The organism is Priestia sp. TRN 1309 (genome assembly GCF_050846875.1).
GTDB lineage: Bacteria > Bacillota > Bacilli > Bacillales > Bacillaceae_H > Priestia > Priestia zanthoxyli.
Genome location: NZ_JBOZGM010000001.1, coordinates 752875 through 773343, shown reverse-complemented (window position 1 = coordinate 773343; position 20469 = coordinate 752875). Strand labels below are relative to the sequence as shown.

20 protein-coding genes and 2 pseudogenes are annotated in these 20469 nt (G+C 35.2%); 11 read left to right on the top strand and 11 right to left on the bottom strand.

The features are described from left to right. Positions 1–286: 286 nt before the first annotated feature. Positions 287–1279, bottom strand: coding sequence for a LacI family DNA-binding transcriptional regulator (locus ACRPLQ_RS04080; protein WP_432235694.1), 993 nt, complete (start codon positions 1277–1279; stop codon positions 287–289). 390 nt (positions 1280–1669) lie between these two features. Between ACRPLQ_RS04080 and ACRPLQ_RS04075 the strand changes: the two genes are divergently transcribed. From ACRPLQ_RS04075 to ACRPLQ_RS04060, 4 genes are all read left to right on the top strand, one after another. Continuing rightward, complete coding sequence (locus ACRPLQ_RS04075) at positions 1670–2899, top strand: MFS transporter (RefSeq protein WP_257041681.1); 1230 nt, start codon at positions 1670–1672, stop codon at positions 2897–2899. Between the two features lie 1060 nt (positions 2900–3959). Further along, the gene (locus ACRPLQ_RS04070) at positions 3960–4220 is read left to right on the top strand and encodes a hypothetical protein (RefSeq protein ID WP_115654627.1); all 261 of its coding nucleotides are present in this window, start codon (positions 3960–3962) and stop codon (positions 4218–4220) included. Between the two features lie 150 nt (positions 4221–4370). Further along, positions 4371–4604, top strand: a complete 234-nt coding sequence (locus ACRPLQ_RS04065; protein WP_028414869.1) for a hypothetical protein — start codon at positions 4371–4373, stop codon at positions 4602–4604. A gap of 111 nt (positions 4605–4715) precedes the next feature. Next, positions 4716–5309 (top strand): hypothetical protein, encoded by a 594-nt coding sequence (locus ACRPLQ_RS04060; RefSeq protein WP_325078313.1) that lies wholly within the window; start codon positions 4716–4718, stop codon positions 5307–5309. 79 nt (positions 5310–5388) lie between these two features. On the opposite strand, the gene ACRPLQ_RS04055 is transcribed toward ACRPLQ_RS04060, so the two are convergent. Both ACRPLQ_RS04055 and ACRPLQ_RS04050 read right to left on the bottom strand, forming a co-directional pair. After that, positions 5389–6591, bottom strand: coding sequence for an iron-containing alcohol dehydrogenase (locus tag ACRPLQ_RS04055; protein ID WP_432235693.1), 1203 nt, complete (start codon positions 6589–6591; stop codon positions 5389–5391). 80 nt (positions 6592–6671) lie between these two features. Further along, positions 6672–7181: a GNAT family N-acetyltransferase gene (locus ACRPLQ_RS04050; protein ID WP_098112467.1), complete on the bottom strand. Its 510-nt coding sequence runs from the start codon at positions 7179–7181 to the stop codon at positions 6672–6674. Positions 7182–7592: 411 nt separating this feature from the next. Here ACRPLQ_RS04050 and ACRPLQ_RS04045 point away from each other — a divergent pair, with 411 nt between their 5' ends. Further along, positions 7593–7784: a hypothetical protein gene (locus ACRPLQ_RS04045; RefSeq protein WP_034267423.1), complete on the top strand. Its 192-nt coding sequence runs from the start codon at positions 7593–7595 to the stop codon at positions 7782–7784. Positions 7785–8187: 403 nt separating this feature from the next. On the opposite strand, the gene ACRPLQ_RS04040 is transcribed toward ACRPLQ_RS04045, so the two are convergent. Continuing rightward, positions 8188–8355, bottom strand: coding sequence for a hypothetical protein (locus ACRPLQ_RS04040; protein ID WP_165573610.1), 168 nt, complete (start codon positions 8353–8355; stop codon positions 8188–8190). Between the two features lie 196 nt (positions 8356–8551). Then, positions 8552–8935, bottom strand: a complete 384-nt coding sequence (locus tag ACRPLQ_RS04035; protein ID WP_028414874.1) for a hypothetical protein — start codon at positions 8933–8935, stop codon at positions 8552–8554. A gap of 608 nt (positions 8936–9543) precedes the next feature. Between ACRPLQ_RS04035 and ACRPLQ_RS04030 the strand changes: the two genes are divergently transcribed. Beyond that, on the top strand, positions 9544–10257 hold the full coding sequence (locus ACRPLQ_RS04030) for a hypothetical protein (protein WP_034267430.1): 714 nt from the start codon (positions 9544–9546) through the stop codon (positions 10255–10257). Between the two features lie 53 nt (positions 10258–10310). On the opposite strand, the gene ACRPLQ_RS04025 is transcribed toward ACRPLQ_RS04030, so the two are convergent. Next, positions 10311–10457, bottom strand: a complete 147-nt coding sequence (locus ACRPLQ_RS04025) for a hypothetical protein (protein ID WP_014458831.1) — start codon at positions 10455–10457, stop codon at positions 10311–10313. A gap of 43 nt (positions 10458–10500) precedes the next feature. After that, positions 10501–11421 (bottom strand): CPBP family intramembrane glutamic endopeptidase, encoded by a 921-nt coding sequence (locus tag ACRPLQ_RS04020; RefSeq protein WP_432235692.1) that lies wholly within the window; start codon positions 11419–11421, stop codon positions 10501–10503. Positions 11422–12275: 854 nt separating this feature from the next. On the opposite strand from ACRPLQ_RS04020, the gene bioF reads away from it, so the two are divergent. The 3 genes from bioF to bioC are packed head-to-tail and all read left to right on the top strand — an operon-like array spanning position 12276 to position 15011. Beyond that, entirely contained in the window at positions 12276–13454 is a 1179-nt protein-coding gene (gene bioF / locus ACRPLQ_RS04015) for an 8-amino-7-oxononanoate synthase (protein WP_337050566.1), read from the top strand. Next, entirely contained in the window at positions 13451–14197 is a 747-nt protein-coding gene (locus ACRPLQ_RS04010; RefSeq protein ID WP_337050565.1) for an alpha/beta fold hydrolase, read from the top strand. Before bioF ends, ACRPLQ_RS04010 begins: the two co-directional genes overlap by 4 nt. Continuing rightward, the gene (gene bioC / locus ACRPLQ_RS04005; protein WP_337050564.1) at positions 14190–15011 is read left to right on the top strand and encodes a malonyl-ACP O-methyltransferase BioC; all 822 of its coding nucleotides are present in this window, start codon (positions 14190–14192) and stop codon (positions 15009–15011) included. The genes ACRPLQ_RS04010 and bioC overlap by 8 nt, the downstream gene beginning before the upstream one ends. Before the next feature lie 111 nt (positions 15012–15122). Here bioC and ACRPLQ_RS04000 read toward each other — a convergent pair. The 3 genes and pseudogenes from ACRPLQ_RS04000 to murQ all read right to left on the bottom strand — a co-directional run. Continuing rightward, positions 15123–15563 (bottom strand): annotated as a pseudogene (locus ACRPLQ_RS04000) (PTS sugar transporter subunit IIA); the annotation flags it as partial. Between the two features lie 120 nt (positions 15564–15683). Next, positions 15684–17090: pseudogene (locus ACRPLQ_RS03995) on the bottom strand (PTS transporter subunit EIIC); the annotation flags it as partial. A gap of 32 nt (positions 17091–17122) precedes the next feature. Further along, positions 17123–18013: an N-acetylmuramic acid 6-phosphate etherase gene (gene murQ, locus ACRPLQ_RS03990; RefSeq protein ID WP_325077466.1), complete on the bottom strand. Its 891-nt coding sequence runs from the start codon at positions 18011–18013 to the stop codon at positions 17123–17125. A 381-nt stretch (positions 18014–18394) separates the two neighbouring features. Between murQ and ACRPLQ_RS03985 the strand changes: the two genes are divergently transcribed. Continuing rightward, on the top strand, positions 18395–18616 hold the full coding sequence (locus ACRPLQ_RS03985) for a hypothetical protein (RefSeq protein WP_367076903.1): 222 nt from the start codon (positions 18395–18397) through the stop codon (positions 18614–18616). Positions 18617–18618: 2 nt separating this feature from the next. After that, positions 18619–19731, top strand: coding sequence for a type II asparaginase (locus ACRPLQ_RS03980; RefSeq protein WP_432235691.1), 1113 nt, complete (start codon positions 18619–18621; stop codon positions 19729–19731). Positions 19732–19865: 134 nt separating this feature from the next. Here the strand turns inward: ACRPLQ_RS03980 and ACRPLQ_RS03975 are convergent, their stop codons facing one another. After that, positions 19866–20252, bottom strand: a complete 387-nt coding sequence (locus ACRPLQ_RS03975; RefSeq protein WP_165636212.1) for a hypothetical protein — start codon at positions 20250–20252, stop codon at positions 19866–19868. Positions 20253–20469 lie beyond the last annotated feature (217 nt).

The window sequence follows — 20469 nt, the reverse complement described above, 5'->3', positions numbered from 1 at the left end:
GATGTATATATTCTTCTGCTTTTATGGTATCGATACCATATGTAATTAAAAAAATTTATGTTATTAAAAAATCTGATATAACCCTTTATACCTCACGCTTCTATACTTACCTCAAACTCTTTGTTCTAGTATGCGATAAATAGCTGAATGTAGAGGAACTGTCTTCTGCTTTAAGGTAAATTTATTGTATTATATTATGGGAACGGTTTCAATTACTTTTCTGAAAATTTTTCAAAAAAGGTGAGAACTAATAGATTTAGCTCTCACCTTCATCTGTTATCTCCTATCACGTTGAGCTTCGAACAACTAGCTCGATTGGGAGTTCAAACGTTTCTACTGTCGATTCAGAATCATTCAGCATATCGATCAGGATTTCCATTGCTTTAATCCCCATTTGATCAATCGGTTGTCGTATAGTTGTTAGCTTTGGATCTAACATTTGTGCAAGAGGTTGGTCATCAAATCCAATAATCGCCAAATCATTAGGTATACTTAGACCAGACTCTTTGGCTTCGATCATCATTCCTCCAGCAATTTCATCACTTCCTGTAAATATAGCCGTTGGGCGATCCTCCATTGACAGGATTTTTTTAACTACTTGTTTTCCGTCTTCAATACTATGTTGATTAACAAAAATCCATTTTGGATCCGGCTGAATTCCTGCCTCTTGAAGTGCTTTTTGATAACCTTGGTTACGGTCCTTGTCCTTACCTTCCTCAGCGAACAATCCACCTGTACAGTACCCGATTTTCCGGTGTCCCTTTTCAAGTAAATGCTTTACGCCTATATACGCACCCTTATATTGATTTAATCGAACGATTGGAACATTTGCGTTGTTTACATATTCGTTGCACAACAAAATAGGACCATACTCAGTAAACGGCTCTATGAGACTCCAGTCATTTTCAATGGACGTCATAATAATTCCGTCAACTTGCTTTGTTTTCAGTAATTTTAAAAATGCTAATTCTTTCTCTTTATCTTCATTACTTTGAAAGATTAATACATGATAGCCCTTTTTATAAGCAACTTGTTCAATTGAATCGACTAAATAAGAGAAAAATGGATTTATAATCCTCGGTACAATAACACCAATTGTAGTCGTTACCTGTCCTCTTAACTTTCTTGCCGAAGGATTTGGCGTATAATTAAGCTCTTTCATTGCTTTTAGCACACGATTTTTTTTCTCTTCTGAAACATACGAATGATTGTTTATAACACGGGAAACCGTTGTTTTTGATAACCCCGATAATTTGGCTACGTCGTATATTGTAGGCATGTGTTTATCACTCCATCACTAACTGAAATCAGTTTCATACTTATTTTACGTTAAAAAAGAGGCAAAATGCAATGAATGAATTCGTTTGCAACTCTATACTATCTGTTCAATAAGAATACAGTAGAATCCCTATAGGTCTTTGAAACAGCCCTTTTTATATAGAATGTTTCATGATTAATAAATCAGTACATATCAAATTGTTTATTTTATATGTAAGAAACCAGTACCATATTAAAAAAACACATTACACTTAAACAAACCTTTCCTGGAAGGTATTTTTGTTAATTATTTTCTTGTTGACATATGAAATCGGTACCATATATAATACAATCAATCGAAAACGCTTTCTAAATAATATTTAGATACATAAACAGCAAAGGGGATTTAAATATGGAAAACAATAAACTTTATTGGAAACTAAGCAGTTTCTTTTTCTTATTCTTCTTATCTATTGCCTCTATTTTTACTTTTTTTGCTATCTGGTTGGGACAAAGCCTTAACCTTTCCGGAGCGCAAACAGGTATTGTTTTTTCTGTAAACGCTGTCTTTACTATGCTTTTTCAACCTCTTTATGGATATATCTCTGATAAATTGGGGTTACGAAAGAATTTATTATACTTCATTTCAATTTTAGTTATTTTATCTGGACCGTTTCTAATTTTCATCTATCAACCTCTTTTAAACTGGAATTTTTGGGTAGGAGCTCTGACAGGCGGAGCTTATCTTGCCATCACCTTTTTAGCTGGAATCTCAGTCATCGAGTCATATATCGAAAAAGTTGGCAGAAAGTATGCGTTTGAATTCGGTCGTGCAAGACTTTGGGGATCAATAGGAGCTGCCGTTGCTGCTGCTATTGGAGGACGAATGCTTAATATTAACCCTGATATCAACTTTTGGATTGCATCGGGATCAGGCATTATCTTATTACTTGTGATTTTCCTTACAAAAGTAGAAGTATCCACTATTGAAGAAAAGAAAGCAAAGTCCCTTTCTATTCAAGATTTAGGTAGCTTATTTAAACGAAAAGACTTCTGGATTTTTATGATTTTTATGCTCGGGACTGGCTGCATTTATAATGTTTTTGACCAGCAATTTCCTGTATATTATGCCTCCCTGTTCCCAACAGAACAATTAGGAAATCAAATCTTTGGTTACTTGAATGCAGGTCAAGTCTTTTTAGAATCCGGGATGTTATTAGTTGCTCCATTCATTGTGCGCAAAGTAGGTCCTAAAGGCGGTTTAATTTTAGCGGGAATCATTATGATTTTACGCGTAGTAGGTTCAGGGCTAGTATCCGATCCATACAGCATTTCCTTTATCAAGCTTCTTAACGCACCAGAGTTTGCCATTATCATCGTTTCTGTATTTAAATATCTGGCTACACATTTTGATACGAAATTCTCTTCCATCTTATATTTAGTTGGATACCAATTCGCAATGCAACTAGGAGCGGTTATACTCTCCCCTATTGTAGGAAACCTATACGATTCCATTGGCTTTCGTCACACATACTTAATCATGGGAGTTATCGTGACTGTCTTTACTCTATTTGGTGCATTTCTTTTAAGAAACAACAATCAAGCATCTAAAGATAATAATGATTCAAAGCTTACTGCTTAGAACAAGGAAAAATATTTATTAAATGTGATTCTCGTAATTTTGAAAGCCCTTGCTAATTGTAGCAAGGGCTTCTTTTTGATGAGTTTCTTCTATTAATAATATATGGAACTAAAGTATATATCTTTTCAAAAGAGTTCATGGATAAAAACAAAAAATAAAACGCTTTCATTTTTTTATTCTATTAACTCATTTCCTTTGTTACAATGAAATTATAGGGATTATAGCAGAAGGGCAGATGGGACATATGAGTACAAATCTATTGATCATTTTAGGGGTTATATTTCTGACAACAGTTGCTATCACTATTTTAATTAAGATTCCTGAAGAGGAATAAACTACATCATAAAATAAAATAAAAAGCCACCTCATTCTTTTGATATTAAAAAGTGAGATGGCTTTTTCGAATTTTAAGCATTGCAAAAGTTTAAGAAAGATTAGGTCTATAAATAACTATAGCATATTAATTGAAAGGTTGTCATACAATTTTAGATAGAAAGAATCCCCTTCTAGTAAGGTATATATGTAAACAATGTGTGAAAAAACAAGAATTTTATTATGTCGTTGCTGTACATACTACATTTTAAGGAATTCATATGATAGTTAATAAAAAAAGAACTCCACTTATGGTAATTAATGATATAATTACCTTTAACTGTATAAGAGGTGATTTTGTTGATAGAAGATTTATTTGGAGGAACACTACCCTTTTTGCCTTCCAAGGAAACAATGGCTGCTAAAAAGAAACTTAGTCTATTACGTAAGCAAGAATGGTTTAGAACGCCTTAGTTAAGAAAGGATCGACGAACTATGAAAAAATCGAATAAAGATCACTTACTTTGGAACATGTTAAAGCTATGGATTTCTATACCTAGAAATATTCGTGTAGCATTTCTTTGGGCTTTTATTTTAGGAATCTCCTACTTGGGCTGGGTAAAGCTAATCCACCGATTTATTTGACATTAGCAATTTACTTTCGGATCGTTTTTATTGTGAAATAATCCAGAGGAGTTATTTGAGTTGTAAAAGATAAGAAAAGCTTATTGGAAAGGGATAGATTCATATGGCTGTAAATATGATTTTTAATCCATTTTTTGCTTTAATAGTCCTTGTTGTAGGGATGTGGACGGCAAGTACGGTTCACCAATTTTTTGGGTTAGTATCGATTTTAGGAGGTTTGTTATTAGGGTTCTCTACCTTATTCAAAAACGGTACAACCATCAATAAAAAGTCAAAGGTTTTACTCTTTGCATCTTTTGTTTTTCTGTTGAGTTTATTCTCATTAGCTTACTTGGTTGTATCGGCCTTTATCTTTCATTTCTAAAGACACTTTAAGTAAATAAATAAGCAGATAAAAGGATCTTCTAACGAAAGATCCTTTTTTAATGGGACTAATGCGTATTATAGGAACCAACATCCACTAGTCCTATGTTAAACTGTACATAGAAATATCGATGGGTCTGGAGGCAAGGTAATGAAACGTGCAATAGGAATATTTCTTATTGCTCAAGCTTTATTAACGTACTTAACTATTAATATGATTTATACTCCTTATACAACTACAACAGTGAATAACAATACGGGAGCAGTGACAGTTTCGTATAGTTACCCTTGGGTATATTGGTTAGGTTTTATTGGCTTGGGCATTATGCTTATAGTGGGAACATATTTAGTTTTTGCCAAAGAAAAGAAGCAGATCTTTAATTAAAGATCTGCTTTTGTTTCTATCGACAAATTACATTATAATACATACGTCTTTATAAGGATTTTGATATATAATGAACACTAAAAAAGAATGATTTCAGGAAGAGGAAAATGTGTGAAACGTAGTCGTTTGTTGCTTTTATCGTTAATGAGTAGTTTGTTAATTATTTCAGTATCGTTGTTCCAGTGGGATCTGGTTGATATGATAACGGAATTTTTAATGTTGCCTGTTTGGTTATTTGTATATGCCTTTTTTATCATCATAACTGTATGGGCATTGATTCATCTTTTTAAAAATAGAAAGTGGCAGCCGCTTGTTATTCAGCTCATTACTATTATATTATGGTTCTTCTTTCCCTTTACTCAAGTCAACTTGGATTTGAACTTTAAAATCCATCAAGAGAAGAGAGAAGAAGCTGCGGCTAAAATAGAAAATGGCGTGATTAAACCTAACGTACCCGATAGTCCATCACTTATTCAATTGCCAAAAGAGTATACTCAATTGTCTAAAGGCGGAGGCGACATTGAAGTAGAAACAAAAGGAAAGTCGACATCCATTCTTTTCTTTACGTACCGCGGGATGCTAGACAATTTCTCAGGATTTGTTTATGACCCAAATGATCATAAACCTTCAAAAAGCGATTTTGACGGAGATTTTAAACAGATAGAAAAAGTACATAAGAACTGGTATTACGTATCTTCTTATTAAAAATAGACACTACTTAAAAACTAGCCCCAAATCGTTAGACACTGTCTGACAATTAGGGCTAGTTTTTAATTTTCATTCTTTACTTCAAGCTCTCTACTTCAGAATGCCGTTTTTTATCTACACGGTCAAAGTAAGCTTGTTCAAGAATTTGCATATAATCAGCCTCGGTAATTAAGCGGACGTTACTTGGCGTTGAGTTGTTTTGCATAGCCAACTTTACAATGCTCGGAAAGTCTTCTTTCTTTACACCCTCTAGCTCTTTTAATTTAGGAATATTTAATGATTCTGTTAATTCTATAATTCCTTGAATTAATTTTTCAACAGCTATTTCATCTGAATCTAAATCTTTGGCAAAACTCATATACCTTGCTAATGTAGCATGCAGCTGCTTATTCTCCATAGAATTAAAACGTAATACGTATGGTAAAAACACTGCGTTAGCAACTCCATGCGGGGTATCATAAAGCCCTCCAAGCGCTTCTGCTAAGCAGTGTACCGAAGCAACATCTGCAGATCCGAAACACAAGCCAGCTAAGAGACTTCCTTCCAGCATATCTTGACGAGCCGCTTCATTTTTACCATCGCGGAAAACGATAGGCAATGCTGAAACAATCGTTCTCATTGCTTGAGCCCCAAGCGCTTGTGAAATAGGATTTGTTACTTTACATGTATAACCTTCAATCGCATGAACGAGTGCATCAATGCCAGTCGCAGCCGTAACAGAAGGAGGAAGACTTAATGTTAGTTCAGCATCAAGAATCGCCAAGACAGGTCTTAATGAAGCATGTTTGAGCGTCATCTTTCGATGTGTAGATGCTTCCGTAATTACAGCAGACCGAGTAACCTCTGAGCCAGTACCTGAAGTAGTTGGAATACAAATAACTGGTGCAATGTTTGAATACAGAAGTCGGCCGTCTGCATAGTCAGATGGTTCCCCGCCGTTTGGGCCGCACAGCGCAATAGCTTTTCCTGTATCCATCGCACTCCCGCCACCAATGGCCACAACTGCCTCCGCACTAAAGTCACGAAATAACTTAGCACCTTCCAAGCAGTTCGTATCTCGAGGGTTTTGTTCAATTGAATCAAATACCAGCACCCGGTAACCAGAATTCTCCAGGGCAGTTACAATTGGTGAAACTAATCCTGCACGAACTACACCAGGGTCACTCACGACTAAAATTGATGAACCAATATTTAAAGATGTCAGCATTTCTGGTAATTCTCTAGCTTTCCCCATTCCTACCTCAATTTGAGTAGAACAAAAATAGTTATAAGATTTCATTTATACCCCTCCCGTTGTCTAAAATCAAATACATACCTTAAGAAGCACTATTTTTAAAAATTTCATCATGGCCGGTAAGCTTACTTATTCCACTCTGAAGCTAATATACCCATAAAATATGTATCTACGTATTTCCCATCCACATAGGCATGGTTTCTTAATTTTCCTTCGGTAACAAAACCAATCTTTTCATATAGTGCAATGGCTTGTTCGTTTATTCCTCTTGTGGTTAAATAGATTTTATTTAGACGGAGCTGTTTAAACCCTAAATCAATCATTTGCTCCATAGCCATTCGACCATATCCGTGACCTCTAGATTCTGAAGATAGGAGAATTCCTATACTAGCTCTTCCATGTGCATAGTCTATATCCTTCAAAAATACCCATCCGACTAATTCTTTTTCATCGCTTTCAATTCCTAAAATTAAATCGTTGTTCATTCTTTTGTTTTCTACTTCTTGTACCACCTCTTCATAAGTTAAAGGTGTTCTGCCTATCATTCGTATTGCCCGTTCATCATTTAACCATTTATGTAAGTATTGAATGTGAGTAGTTTCAAATGGCGTAAGATGTATTCTTTTTGTACTCATTGATTTATCTTCTCCTTCTAAAGAAATGCAACCACAAATTACAATTCATTCCATACTTGATTCCATAAATATCGCTGACAAAGGTAAATGTGTATTTCTACTTACGATATACAACAGCCAAATTAAAATAAGTAGGTGCATAATTGAATGAAGCCATTAATCTGTTTAAATAGAACACTTTTGTATATAATTCTGGAATCAATAAAAAAACCCTCTCTTACATTTTACGTATAGTTAATCTTTGTCTTTAATTAGGGTTAATTCATCGGTTTGAGCTATTAAATCAATTTTCTCTAATCTAAGGTTGGTCCTTCTAATAAACCCCATTACGTTAATCCGATGTAATAGAAGAAGGATTTTTACTTTTTAAGATAGAATAGTTCCTTAAAGAATCATAAAGGAGTTGATTTCATGTCTAAACAAACAAAAGATAGAAAAGAAATAAAGCTTTTGGATTCTCAAATTTACTTATGTGAGGAAATTAGAAAGTTGTTGAGGAAAAAAGAAAAAAGAAGTCTAGCCTTTGAACAAGAGTATACAGAACATGATATATTACACATTGCTTTAAACAGATTAATGAGTGAGTTAATCTCTAGACATTAAAAATTTCATCTATTATATTTGATATTATTCCAAATAGATACGTTTAATCTAAAAAAATAGACAGAATATTTCATTAATATCTTTACTTTGTAAACGTTTTCGTTTATACTAAGTATAGGTTGGATGGCATGAGTGGCTGTCATAGTATTTAGCGTAGGCGGGGCTGATATGAGGGAACAGGGCATAGAAGAAATGTCCTTTTTTTGTTTGGGCAACATTTGTTATAAACTAGGAAATGTTATAAAACTTCTTTCAAACGCTTTTTTTATTTCATATGCCCTATCCAGTCTAGAAATTGAAAAAGACCACCTCTTCCCAGTCAAAAGAGGTAGCTTTTTTTAAAAATTGAATGAACAGCAGTCATTAAATAATGCTTTATTGCTTCTTGAGTAAGTTGCTTAACTTAAGAAATGGTATTCGTAGACAGCATATTAACCGCTTTTTCCAACAGTAAAATATCTTCTTCAACCATTCTTTTCATATCATCGAGATCAAGTTGAATATATTCTTCTTTTAAACGTTCTAATTCCCTGACGAACAGGGATCCCGTATAGTACCTATAATTTGTCACTACTATTTATCCCCTTTGTATGCTCTTACTAGATGTAATTCCCCTTTATTCAGATTAACAACCAATAAATGCAAAATTTTTTAAAAAAATCCTTCCCTGATGTAGGCAAAGGATTTTTAACTTGATTAGAATAGGAAAAATATGTTATTAACGTGGCCAGATTTTTAGTTTCATATACATACAACGTTTTATCGTTCTACTTTGATGTTAAATCAAATTTATCTTCTTTCCCATTCCATTTTATTGTCACGTGATAAGGAGCGTTGCTGCTTTGAGTCGAACACCCGCTGCAGCTTCCATTTAAATTAATTTTCCCTTCTGTCTCGTCATCCGTACCTGATAATTTGCTTGTTTCCCCTTCAACAACATAAGAAACTTTTCCTACTTTCTCCTTGTCTTTTCCTTTATAGATGATACTGCCTTGCCCATTTTCAGTATTCTCTCCTTTATTTAAAAGATATAAAGCTTTCCAATGATCTCCTTCACCTTCGAAACGCACACTTTCTTCTTTGCTGCCACAGCTACCCAATACTAATAAAAAAATAGATATAAGTCCTAAAAACAAAAACTTCCTTTTCAATTTAAATCCTCCTACACGATAAAAAAGCACCCAACTATCCTATTAGGTGATTTTTTGTTAGTATCTGTTCTTTTTTTCAAGTAATTTAATTAATCTATCATTTTGTTTCACTATCGTTCTTAGCTTAGCTTCTAACGAACATAAAGTGATAAAGACGGCTATAAATCCTATAATGACAAAAAACATATTAGCTGATATCCCCCATACATCATTTTATTTTCAGAATAATATCTATATAATAACATTTTTTCTATATTTTATATCATAATGTTGTTTCTTAGTTAACATAATAAATAAAAGGAATAGGAAAGTGTTCTCTTAAAGGAAACCTTCAGGGCGGCCATTTAAACGTTCTAGCTATACCAAAATACAGAATGAATATGCCTTCACCCACGAACTCAACAGCTTTCCTTTATAATAAATACCCTTTCTCTAGCTAATAATAAGTAAGTAAAATATGTATATACTATAAACTAACACCATTCTTAAAAGTCTGACGTTTACGAACATCTACCTATAATTCAGCAATGTTTCCATCTAAATCATGGTTTCTCTTCTTCTATTAAAGGGAATTAAACCCTAAAAGTGAACCTTAAAAGGAGACCACCATGGTTACAATTGAATCAATTATCATAGGTATTGTTTTTATCCTCATTCAATTATACGCATTAACGATTGTCGAACGTTCTCCAATCGGGGAGCAAAAGCTGCTCTCATTATCAGGTGGTGTAGCTATTGCTTATGTATTTATTTATATCTTACCGACGCTTCATAAGAAACAAGAAGAGTTTGGAGGATCGCTAGCCCTTGATACTGAACTATATTTTCTTGGTCTTCTCGGCTTACTCGTCTATTTTTCAGTGTATTCATTTGCTCAGACAAAAGCAGCCACTCACCTAACGGAACTGACCGTTTATATGGTACAGGCTAGTTTTTTTATGATTTATTCTTTTATCATTTCTTATGTCGTGTTTTCAACCGATGTTAAGCGAGTTGAATCAGTATTCTACGGACTGGCTATCAGCCTTCATTTTATCGGGTGGTCTTACCATCTAGGAAAAAAACATCCGCGCTTACACAAAAATAGAGGTCGCTATATGCTTGCCGGAGCAACTTTTCTTGGGTCAATTTTGGGCGTCTTTGGCCCCTCATCAGGCCTGCTTATTGAGTCGATGATTGCTTTTAGTTCAGGTGCAATGTTATTTAACGTCATCAGTAAAGAGCTCCCTTTTGAAAAACATGCGCATTTGCCAACCTTTTTAATCTCATCTCTTGTCTACGCGGCTACAATGATTTCGTTAAAAGCTTTTTTCAATTGGTAGTTGCGTGCGCGTGTTTTTACAAAATAAAAAGAGCAGCCTTTAAGGCTGCTCTTTTAAAGTATGGTTTTTATTACTAGATATACTGCAGCAATCGATGCAAGAACGATAAGCACATTTAAAATACGATGTTGAGTAGCTAAGTGGCCCCGCTTCATTTCTGCACGAGTCAATGGTTTATTTTCATCGTGATTTCCACTCACTCTGTTACATCTCCTATCCTGTTTAGGTATTGGTTCTGCCAATTTAAGCAATAAGCTGATCTTTGTCAGCTGCTTCTTCCTTTTTTATCTTCCCTCTACATAAGATATAGAAAACACTGAACATAACAATCGACCAAATAAGGTTAGCTCCTGGCTCAGTGTTAGCTACCTTAAACAAACTCGGTATAGACCCGAAAACAGAATCATTCGTTGTAAGGAACAGAGCGAGAAACATGTTGTTGGCTGCGTGTGCGCCAATGGTAATTTCTAAGCTTTTTGTTTTAACCGCGATATATGTAAGAGCAAAACCAGCTACAATATAATCTAGTCCCACCAATATAATGGATTTATTCATTTCGGGATTAGCAAAATGACCTATTGAAAACATTAGTCCCACAATAATCGCAAGTAAAATTGGACGCTTCACTTTCTTACCCACCCATTGAAGAAGAAGACCTCTAAAAAACAGCTCCTCGGTTGTTGTTTGAATAGGTACTAATAAAAGCGTGATCAGTACTAACAGGGCATACTCTTTTAAACTTACATGATTCCATGAATAATCCGAGTGGTTAAACACGACATCAATTAACTGTGAAACGATTAGTAACAGACTAAAAGCTCCAAAAGACCATATTACTTTCTTCCAGTTCACACGTTTGTTAGTAGTGATTAGTGATTTCATTTTTCGTTTGTGAATAAAACGAATCCCGATCCATAAACCAAAAATCCAGCATATGTACATAATATGAGACAACAGAAAATCAAGATTAGCATTGATTCCTACAGCTAATCTGCTATCAAAATCAACATATGATTTTCCACTTTCATCAGCTGCAACCATTATCATTTCAGCAATAATATAAATAATGGATCCTAACAGCATAAACACAGAAGCAAGGATTGTTGTACTTACATAACGCTTCCAGCTATTTTTTCCTTCTTCCACATTTAAATAGTTTTTCATTTTATTCTTACTCCCTCAGCCTTCTCTTCTCAACTACATCGTTCTTCTCTACTTCGTTGTTGTCTAGGCAATGTAAAAATCTATTAGGACCCGAAGTCCTGCAATTATGTTAACTACCGCCTGCTTTTTACCTGTGAAGATAAGGGAAGAGATCGACAACATTAAGAAATTACAGCTCTACCCATTACCTCTTTATATAAAATTTAGCGCCTTAAAAGCCGTCAAAAAACAGCTTCTTCTAAAAGAAGACTCGACACTAAGTCATCGTTAACCTTTATATCCTGCTCATACGCGCCCGCATACACATAATTTTGAAGAAAATACTTGCTACTCAAGAATATATACCCTAGAACAACTAAAATAAATATTTTTTTCAACATCGTCCTCACCTTTTTATCTAAAGTTTTCCCCTCGCGGCTGCTTCCACAATCGCTAAGGGCTTATCCATAAATAGCTTTTCATTTTTTAAAATTAGCTACCATTCTATCTAACACCGTAAAAATGTATATAAGTTACAATTATATTACATTATTATTACAAATGTAACAATTACATTATAACTAAGAAAATGAGGATAATCAATATGAAGTGTTTAGTAAAGCAAATAAAATTGCTAGATTAATATGATGCGTGTAAATAAATCCAAAACATGTTAGAAAAGACGTTTGTTATTAAACAGGAATATTTAAAGAACAAAAAAAGCAAACTCCCTACCGTTAGGAGTTTGCTTCTTTTATTCAAGAGTTTTTATAACCTCTCTCATCTTGACACTCTTCTAAAGGAGTGATTAGATATATATGTTAACTGCTTAAAAATTAAAGTTAACTAATTTCATTGTCGGTGGTGAGAGTGTATTGTATTGGGAAGAAGATATTAAGAGAGAACTTGCCTATTTAGATAAAATTTTTCAAAAACGGCACCTTGTTACTACAGAATTTGCTGAACAACCATGGCTTACAGTCAATGGCCGTAAAATGTTAAACCTTGCCTCTAATAACTATTTAGGCTATGCAGGAGATAGTGGACTGAAGAAAACAATGAGTGATGCTGTGATGACGTATGGAGTAGGAGCAACAGCTTCACGCTTAATAGTAGGAAATCACTCTCTTTACGAGAAAGCAGAAAGAGCACTTGTTAATTGGAAAAAAGCTGAGGCAGGACTTATTATCAATAGTGGTTATAATGCAAACCTAGGAATCATCTCAGCCTTGGTTCCGCGTAATGGCTTCATCTTCAGCGATAAGTTAAATCATGCAAGCATCATTGATGGGGCCCTACTGAGCCGTGCAAAACTTCAGCGCTATCGCCATAACGATATGAACCACCTAGAAAATTCATTAAAAAAAGTTCCCTTGGAGTCACGGAAGTTAATTGTAACAGATACTGTTTTCAGCATGGATGGTGATTTCGCCAAGCTCAAGGAGCTTGTTAAATTAAAAGAGCAATATAACGCCCTACTAATGGTTGATGAGGCTCATGCAAGCGGTGTATACGGAAGAAATGGTGAAGGATATGCACATTTTCTTAATCTGCAAGATAAAATTGATATTCAAATGGGAACGTTTAGTAAAGCGCTAGGGTCATTTGGAGCTTATGTTACGGGAAAACAGTGGCTCATAGATTATTTGAAAAATAGAATGCGAGGACTCATTTATTCAACTGCTCTTCCCCCTGCTATACTCGGTGCAATAACGGCTGCAATTGAAAAGGTGCAACAAGACACAGAGCGCCGCGCACTTCTTCAAGAACATGCACTATTTTTTAGGAAGGCACTTACATACGAAGGATTTAACACATGTAATAGTCAATCTCAAATCATTCCAATTTTAACGGGAGAAAACAAAAGAACAATGCAGTTTGCAGAGCGTTTACAGAAAGAAGGAATTGCTGCTATTGCAGTTAGGCCTCCTACTGTTCCTGAAAATAAAGCAAGAATTCGTTTTACTGTAACAGCCGATCATACGCGAGAAGATTTAGATTGGGCCATAAAGAGAATTTCTCTAATTGGAAAAGAAATGAGTGTGATTCAATGAAACCATCCACTATTATAATATTTCCCGGATGGGGAATGGAAAAAGCAGCGTTTCAACCAATCATAAAATCATTATCTACTATATGTAACGTTTTGTGTACAGACTGGAGAGGCGTAAAAGAACTAAGTGACTTTAGAGAACGAGCAATCCAATTGCTTATTTCTACTCCAGGTACTGTTTATTTAATGGGTTGGTCATTAGGTTCTCTTGTAACGCTTGAACTTGCAAATTTATACCCTAACAAGATAGAAGGACTCATATTAATTGGCGGAACTAGTCGCTTTATAAACGACATGCATAATACATTTGGATGGGAGCAACGCATCGTTGAACGTATGAAAAAACAACTACAGCGTAATAAAGAAGAAACCCTTACTTCATTTTATAACGCTATGTTCACTAAATCTGAAAAAGAAGAAGAATTTCATCATCAATTTATGGAAGTTGTTCAGCGTGATTATCAAGGAGACAGTATGTACTCCCTCCTTACAGGGCTGGATTATTTACTCCAAAAAGATGTTAGAATGCAACTCAATCAAATTCAAACTCCTTGTTTGTTGATCCATGGAAAAGATGATCAAATATGTTTACCTGAGTCTTCTTCTTTCATAGCTGAAAGAATTGGTGGAAAAGCGCAGCTGTGTATTCTAGAAAAAGCTGGCCATATTCCTTTTTTTACAAAGCCTCAGCACTGTACGCAACTTATAGAAAAATTTATCGAAAAGGAGCTCATTTATGATTAATAAGCAACTTTTAAAGAAAAGGTTCAATAATCATGCTAAAACTTATGATGCTTATGCCGATGTACAAAAAAGCATGGCAAACCAATTAATAGATCAGCTTTCCACCAATTTCTTTAACGAGGAAATAGCTATTCTTGAAATTGGCTGCGGCACGGGTTATTTAACACAATTATTGTGCAAAAAATTCCCTAAGGCTGCTATTACAGCAGTTGATTTGTCATCAGGAATGATTGAGTTAGCAAAGGAAAAAGTAAGGGAAGATCGAATTTCTTTCATATGCGGAGATATCGAGGAACTAAGTATAGAAAGACATTATGACCTTATTATTTCTAATGCAACATTTCAGTGGTTTAATAGTCTTCATACGACAATTAAAAAATTGTATAAACAACTTAAGCCTACAGGCAACCTGCTATTTTCAACCTTTGGTAACCGTACGTTTCAAGAGCTTCATTCATGCTACAGCCATGTGAAACAAAAGCTTGGTCTTTTCAGTAACAGTTCACCTGGCCAATCGTTTTTTTCTCTTGAAGAGTTGTCTCAAATTTGTGAACAAGCATTAGTTCCATTGAGAGAGCATCCATTTAAACTATCAAAAACGGAGGAGCTAGAGGTTCAATACTTTCCGACGGTTAAGGCATTTTTTACATCAATAAAAAAGATTGGAGCAAGTAACAGTAACGAGGAAAGCTACTGTCAGCGCCCTTCCTTTTTTCGTAAATTAATCAACCTATACGAAAATAATCATCGTGACGAAAATGGCGTAAAAGTAACCTATCATTACTTAATGTTTAATATTACAAAAACGAACTAATAGCCAATCCAGCCCTGGCTACTCTCTAGAAGTGATGACTTGCCGCCAGTAAAAAAGGGTACTCTTCTATTTAGAAAAGTACCCTTAAATAATCAATTAGATTTAATTAACTTACTGTTTTTTAGAAACTAACTCAATAATATTTGTTATACCTTGCTCATTGTACCCTGTTTTTAATAACTGTATTTGATTATGTTCAGATAAATTTGTAAAAATGATTGGTGTAACAAGTGATTTAGCATTTTCTTTAATGTAGTTTAGGTCTATTTTTAAAAGCGGGGTTCCTTGTGTAACCTTTTCTCCCTCTTTAATTAGACATGTAAACCCTTTCCCATTCAAGTTCACTGTTTCTAACCCTACGTGAATTAATAACTCTAGACCTTGATCTGTTTTTAGACCTATGGCATGTTTTGTAGGAAAGATGCTAACAACCTCCCCGTTGATAGGAGAAACAAGAGTATTATTAGTTGGTTCGATGGCAAAACCGTCTCCCATCATCTTTGAAGAAAAAACGGCATCAGGGACTTCTTCTAGAGGCACAATATATCCATCAAACGGAAGTTTGAATGCGCTTTCTAAAGTTGTATCGTTCATTTCTTTTTTCTCACCTGTTGCAGCAACTTCAGCTTTTGCTTTTGTTTCAGATACTTCTTTATTATTAGATCCTTCTGTAATAGCCTCTTTTGGTATGCCAAATAAATATGTGCAGATGAATCCTCCAGCATATCCTGCAAGTAAGCCGATGATATATTTCAGCCATAAACCATGAGCAATTAATGGAATTAAAGCTAGGCCAGATGGACCGATAGCAATGGAACCAACGTTTCCGAACATTCCAATTACAGCTCCTCCAATTCCTCCACCGATACAAGCAGTAATGAATGGGCGTCCTAATGGAAGAATAACTCCATAAATAAGTGGTTCTCCAATACCTAATATTCCGACAGGAAGAGCCCCTTTAATAATGGTAACAAGTGATTTATTTTTACGGCAACGAGCCCAAAGTGCTAAAGTTGCACCTACTTGTCCAGCACCAGACATGGCAAGAATCGGAAGCAAGATGGTCATACCAGCTGTATTAATCATTTCAATATGAATAGGGATTAATACTTGATGCAGACCTAGCATCACCAATGGTAAAAATGCCACTCCTAGTACAAAACCTGCAAAAACCCCTCCACGTTCAAGAGTCCAATCTATGCCTCCAATTAAATTACTAGAAATTAGACCTGCAAAAGGCATAATAAAGAAAATCGTTAGTAATCCGACAATCAGAAGAGCAATTGTAGGTGTAACAATAATATCGATTGCATCAGGAATAAATCGACGTAAGAATTTTTCTAAAAATGAAAGTAACCATACAGCAATTAAAACTCCGATAACCCCGCCTTGCCCAGCAGTTAGAGGCTGATCGGTAAAGATATTCATAATAGGGAATTCTTCTGTAACTCCCGTTAAAAGGGTGATACCTCCGATAACTCCACCTAGGGCCGGAGTAGCACCAAACTCTTTTGCTGCGTTAATACCTACATAAATAACTAAATAGCTGAAGATTGCATTTTTAATTACATTAAGAATCGTAACGTATTGTTGCCAATTATCTTTATCAAGGTCTCCCGCGGTTATGCTGTTGGCTAAAATAGAAGCAATGCCAGCTATTAAACCTGCGCCTACGAAAGCTGGAATGAGAGGGATGAAAACACTTCCAACTTTCCGTAAAAAATTTTTAAATGGCGTATTGTTTTTCTTTTTTAGCTCAGATTTCATACCTGCACCTTTTGACGTCAAACCTTCAGATGAAGCTTTTTCTTGTGAAGGAGCTGCAGAATCTTCTTGAAGTACAATACCAAATTGTTCAGCAACTTTCGTAACTACTCCTGGTCCTAGAATAATTTGATACGTATCATCATCGACAACCCCTACCACTCCTTTCACTTGTTTTATACTCGCTTCATCGATTCTATTATGATTCACTGGGGTGACACGGAGTCTTGTCATACAGTGTGTATAATTTGCTATATTAGAACTGCCTCCAAGAGCTTGAAGCAGTTCTTTAGCTGTTTGATGATGTTTACTCATAGCTGTTCCCATCTCCCTTATAGTTTCGCTACTTAATTCACGATTGCTTGACGGATAAACCCTTGTGTTTGTTCTAAACGATGTAAAGATTCCTCATATGAAAGTCCTGTTAAAATCATGACTATAGCAAGCTTAGAATTACAATTTGCTTTTGCTAAGTACTCTTCTGCCGTATCATACGTGCATGAAGTTGCTTCCATCACAATTCGTTTTGCGCGTTCTACGAGCTTTTCATTCGTCAGCTGAACGTCTACCATTAGATTTCCATACACTTTTCCGATACCTACCATAGAAGCTGTCGAAAGCATGTTACAAACCAATTTTTGTGCTGTTCCGGCTTTCAAGCGAGTAGAACCTGTTAATACTTCAGGACCATTTACTACTTCAATTGCAATGTTTGCTACTTTTCCAATATCAGAGCCCTTATTACAGCTAACTGCTATTGTTCGAGCTTCAATTGAGTTAGCATATTCTAATGCTCCAATGACATAAGGTGTACGACCGCTTGCTGCAATCCCTACAACAATGTCTACCTTAGTAAGTCGAATGTTTTGTAAGTCTTCCATGCCCAACTCTTTACTATCTTCTGCTCCTTCTACTGCTTTGATAAAAGCTTTTTCTCCGCCGGCAATTAAGCCTATTACTTCATCTGGGTTTGTACCAAATGTAGGCGGACACTCAACAGCATCAAGCAAGCCGATGCGGCCACTGGTTCCTGCACCTATATAAATAAGGCGCCCCCCTTGTTTCTTAGCTTCTATAATAGCTTCTACAGCTTTTGCAATAGAAGGAAGTTCTTTTTTTATCGCACTCGCAACTTTTTCATCTTCTTCATTCATGGTTGTAAGAAAATCAAAAATGGACAGTTCATCTAGATTCATTGTTTTTTCATTACGAGTCTCAGTAGTTAAATGTTCAAGCATTACTTATCATCCTATCTTTGTTTTTGTTTGAAATCGTTCTCAAGTACAGAATAACGTCTTTGAAATTAAATTTCAACAATTATTTTAAAATCTTAAAATTTAATTTCAAATACTATAGTAATATGTGACTTTGAACAAGCATTATATACCTGAATTTTAGTAAATAAGACAACTCTCACCGTATAAATGTCAAGCATGTCTTATATCAATAATGACTCCTTACCTGCGGCAGCAAGGATTTTTTTTATAAACGTTCCTATTAAAATCATTATTTTCATCCCTATATAGAGACTACCTTATGTTAAATGGGTAAAAAAGCGAAATGATTTCCATTTTTTAGAACAGAATAGTTCCTTAAAATGTTATAAAGGAGCCCAACTCATGTCTAAACAAATGGAAGATATAAACGAAATAAAGATTTTTGATTCCCAAGTTCACTTATGTGAGGAGATTAGAAAATTGTTAAGAGAAAAAGCAAAAAGAAATCTCATAAAAATAATGCGTTTATCTATTTATTCTTCGTGCGGACAAATGATTGGATATTTCAAACTCAAATTACTAATAATACCGTTACATGTCTTTGGCGTAAAAGGAGCTACGTAACAATGGAACTGAAAAGAATAATAGGCGTCACCTTTTTATCAAGCGTTATCTTATTTTCGGGACCTTTATCATTGGTCAATGCATCAGTAAATGATTCTAAAATGACTGTAAAACATTCAGTGAAAGAAGAGTTGCCCAATATAAAGATTTTGGCCACTGGAGGTACGATTGCAGGTTCTTCTGAAAGCAGCACAGACACAACTGGATATGAATCAGGAGCCCTTGATATTAAAACCATCATTAAAGCTGTTCCTCAGTTAAAAAAACTAGCGAATGTAAGCGGAGAACAGGTCGTAAATATCGGAAGTCAAAATATAAATAACAGCATTTTGTTAAAGTTAGCCAAACGAATTAATACACTATTAGCGTCTAAGGATGTTGACGGGATTGTCGTGACACACGGATCTGATACGATGGAGGAAACAGCTTATTTTCTAAACTTAGTAGTAAAGAGTGACAAGCCTGTGGTTGTGGTTGGTTCAATGAGACCAGCTACCGCTATAAGTGCAGATGGACCGCTAAACTTGTATAATGCGGTGAAAATTGCTTCTAAAAAAGAAGCACGAAATAACGGCGTTTTAGTAGCGCTTAACGATCGAATTGGCGCAGCTCGTTATATAACGAAAACACATACAACGGCAGTGGATACGTTTAAATCCCCTGAACAGGGATATGTAGGAGAAATAGCTGGAGATCAGGTATTATTTTATAATAAAGCAACTCGTAAGCATACAACGCAATCACTATTCGATGTATCAAAATTAGATAAGCTTCCTCGAGTAGACATCATATATGGGTATCAAAACGACTCTAGGAACTTTTATGACGCAGCCGTAAAAGCCGGAGCAAAAGGAATAGTCGTCGCAGGAGCAGGAAATGGGCTGCTATCGGATGCTGCCCTAACAGGTGCTAGAGATGCGGTAAAAAAAGGCGTAGTTATTGTGAGATCTAGCCGCGTAGGAAGCGGGGTTGTGACACATGAAGAATCAGATGATAAAGATACGTTTGTTACATCGGATTCATTAAATCCACAAAAAGCCCGTATTCTTTTAATGCTTGCTTTAACGAAAACAAAGGATCCTAAAAAGATTCAAGAATATTTTAATGAGTATTAATCAAAAATATCTCTCCTCCTCTATTTTGGTGCTTTAAGAACAATCGGTAACAAAAGTATAAACAGGCCGAGACACCACCACTAGCATACTTTTGTCTCAGCCTGTTTTCATAAGAAGAAACATCAGCAGGTCCCTTATTCATTTCCCCAGTTCTTGCTTTCTATAATTAAATGATTGGATGTGGCGTCTAGCACACGCCATACCAAGGTCTTACCTTCTATATCTTTTAACTCGATAACGCTTTCTAGCTTATTGGTATTCACATGGACACGCTTCTCATCTATTCTTTGCGCACTTTTTAATCTCGTTCCAAATGTTGCAGGACTTTCTTCCGTTAGCTTTACAATTACATCTATCATACGTTTGTCAGAAATATAGTTTTCGCTGTTTTCATAGTTTTGATCAGCAGGTTTAATAGCGTGTTCTAACCCAGTTTCATATTGACGCCAATCAACAATTAAAAAAAGCGCAAATATTAAAGACACTGTTAGTAATAAGCCATACACAACATTTCGTTTCATTTACTTTTGCTCCTTTCAATAGCGATTTATAGGTAAAACAAAGAAACCACCTGTTGTAAGAATAGGTTGTATCAGAAAATAGTATCGTACAACTCTGAAAAATATTCCGGTTTCCGAGTAAAAGAAGGTATATTTTTAAAGATCTCTACCTACGGAGACTACAAATTTCTAGACAATTGGCTTAATATAGGTCAAGCACTAACAATCCATTAATTAA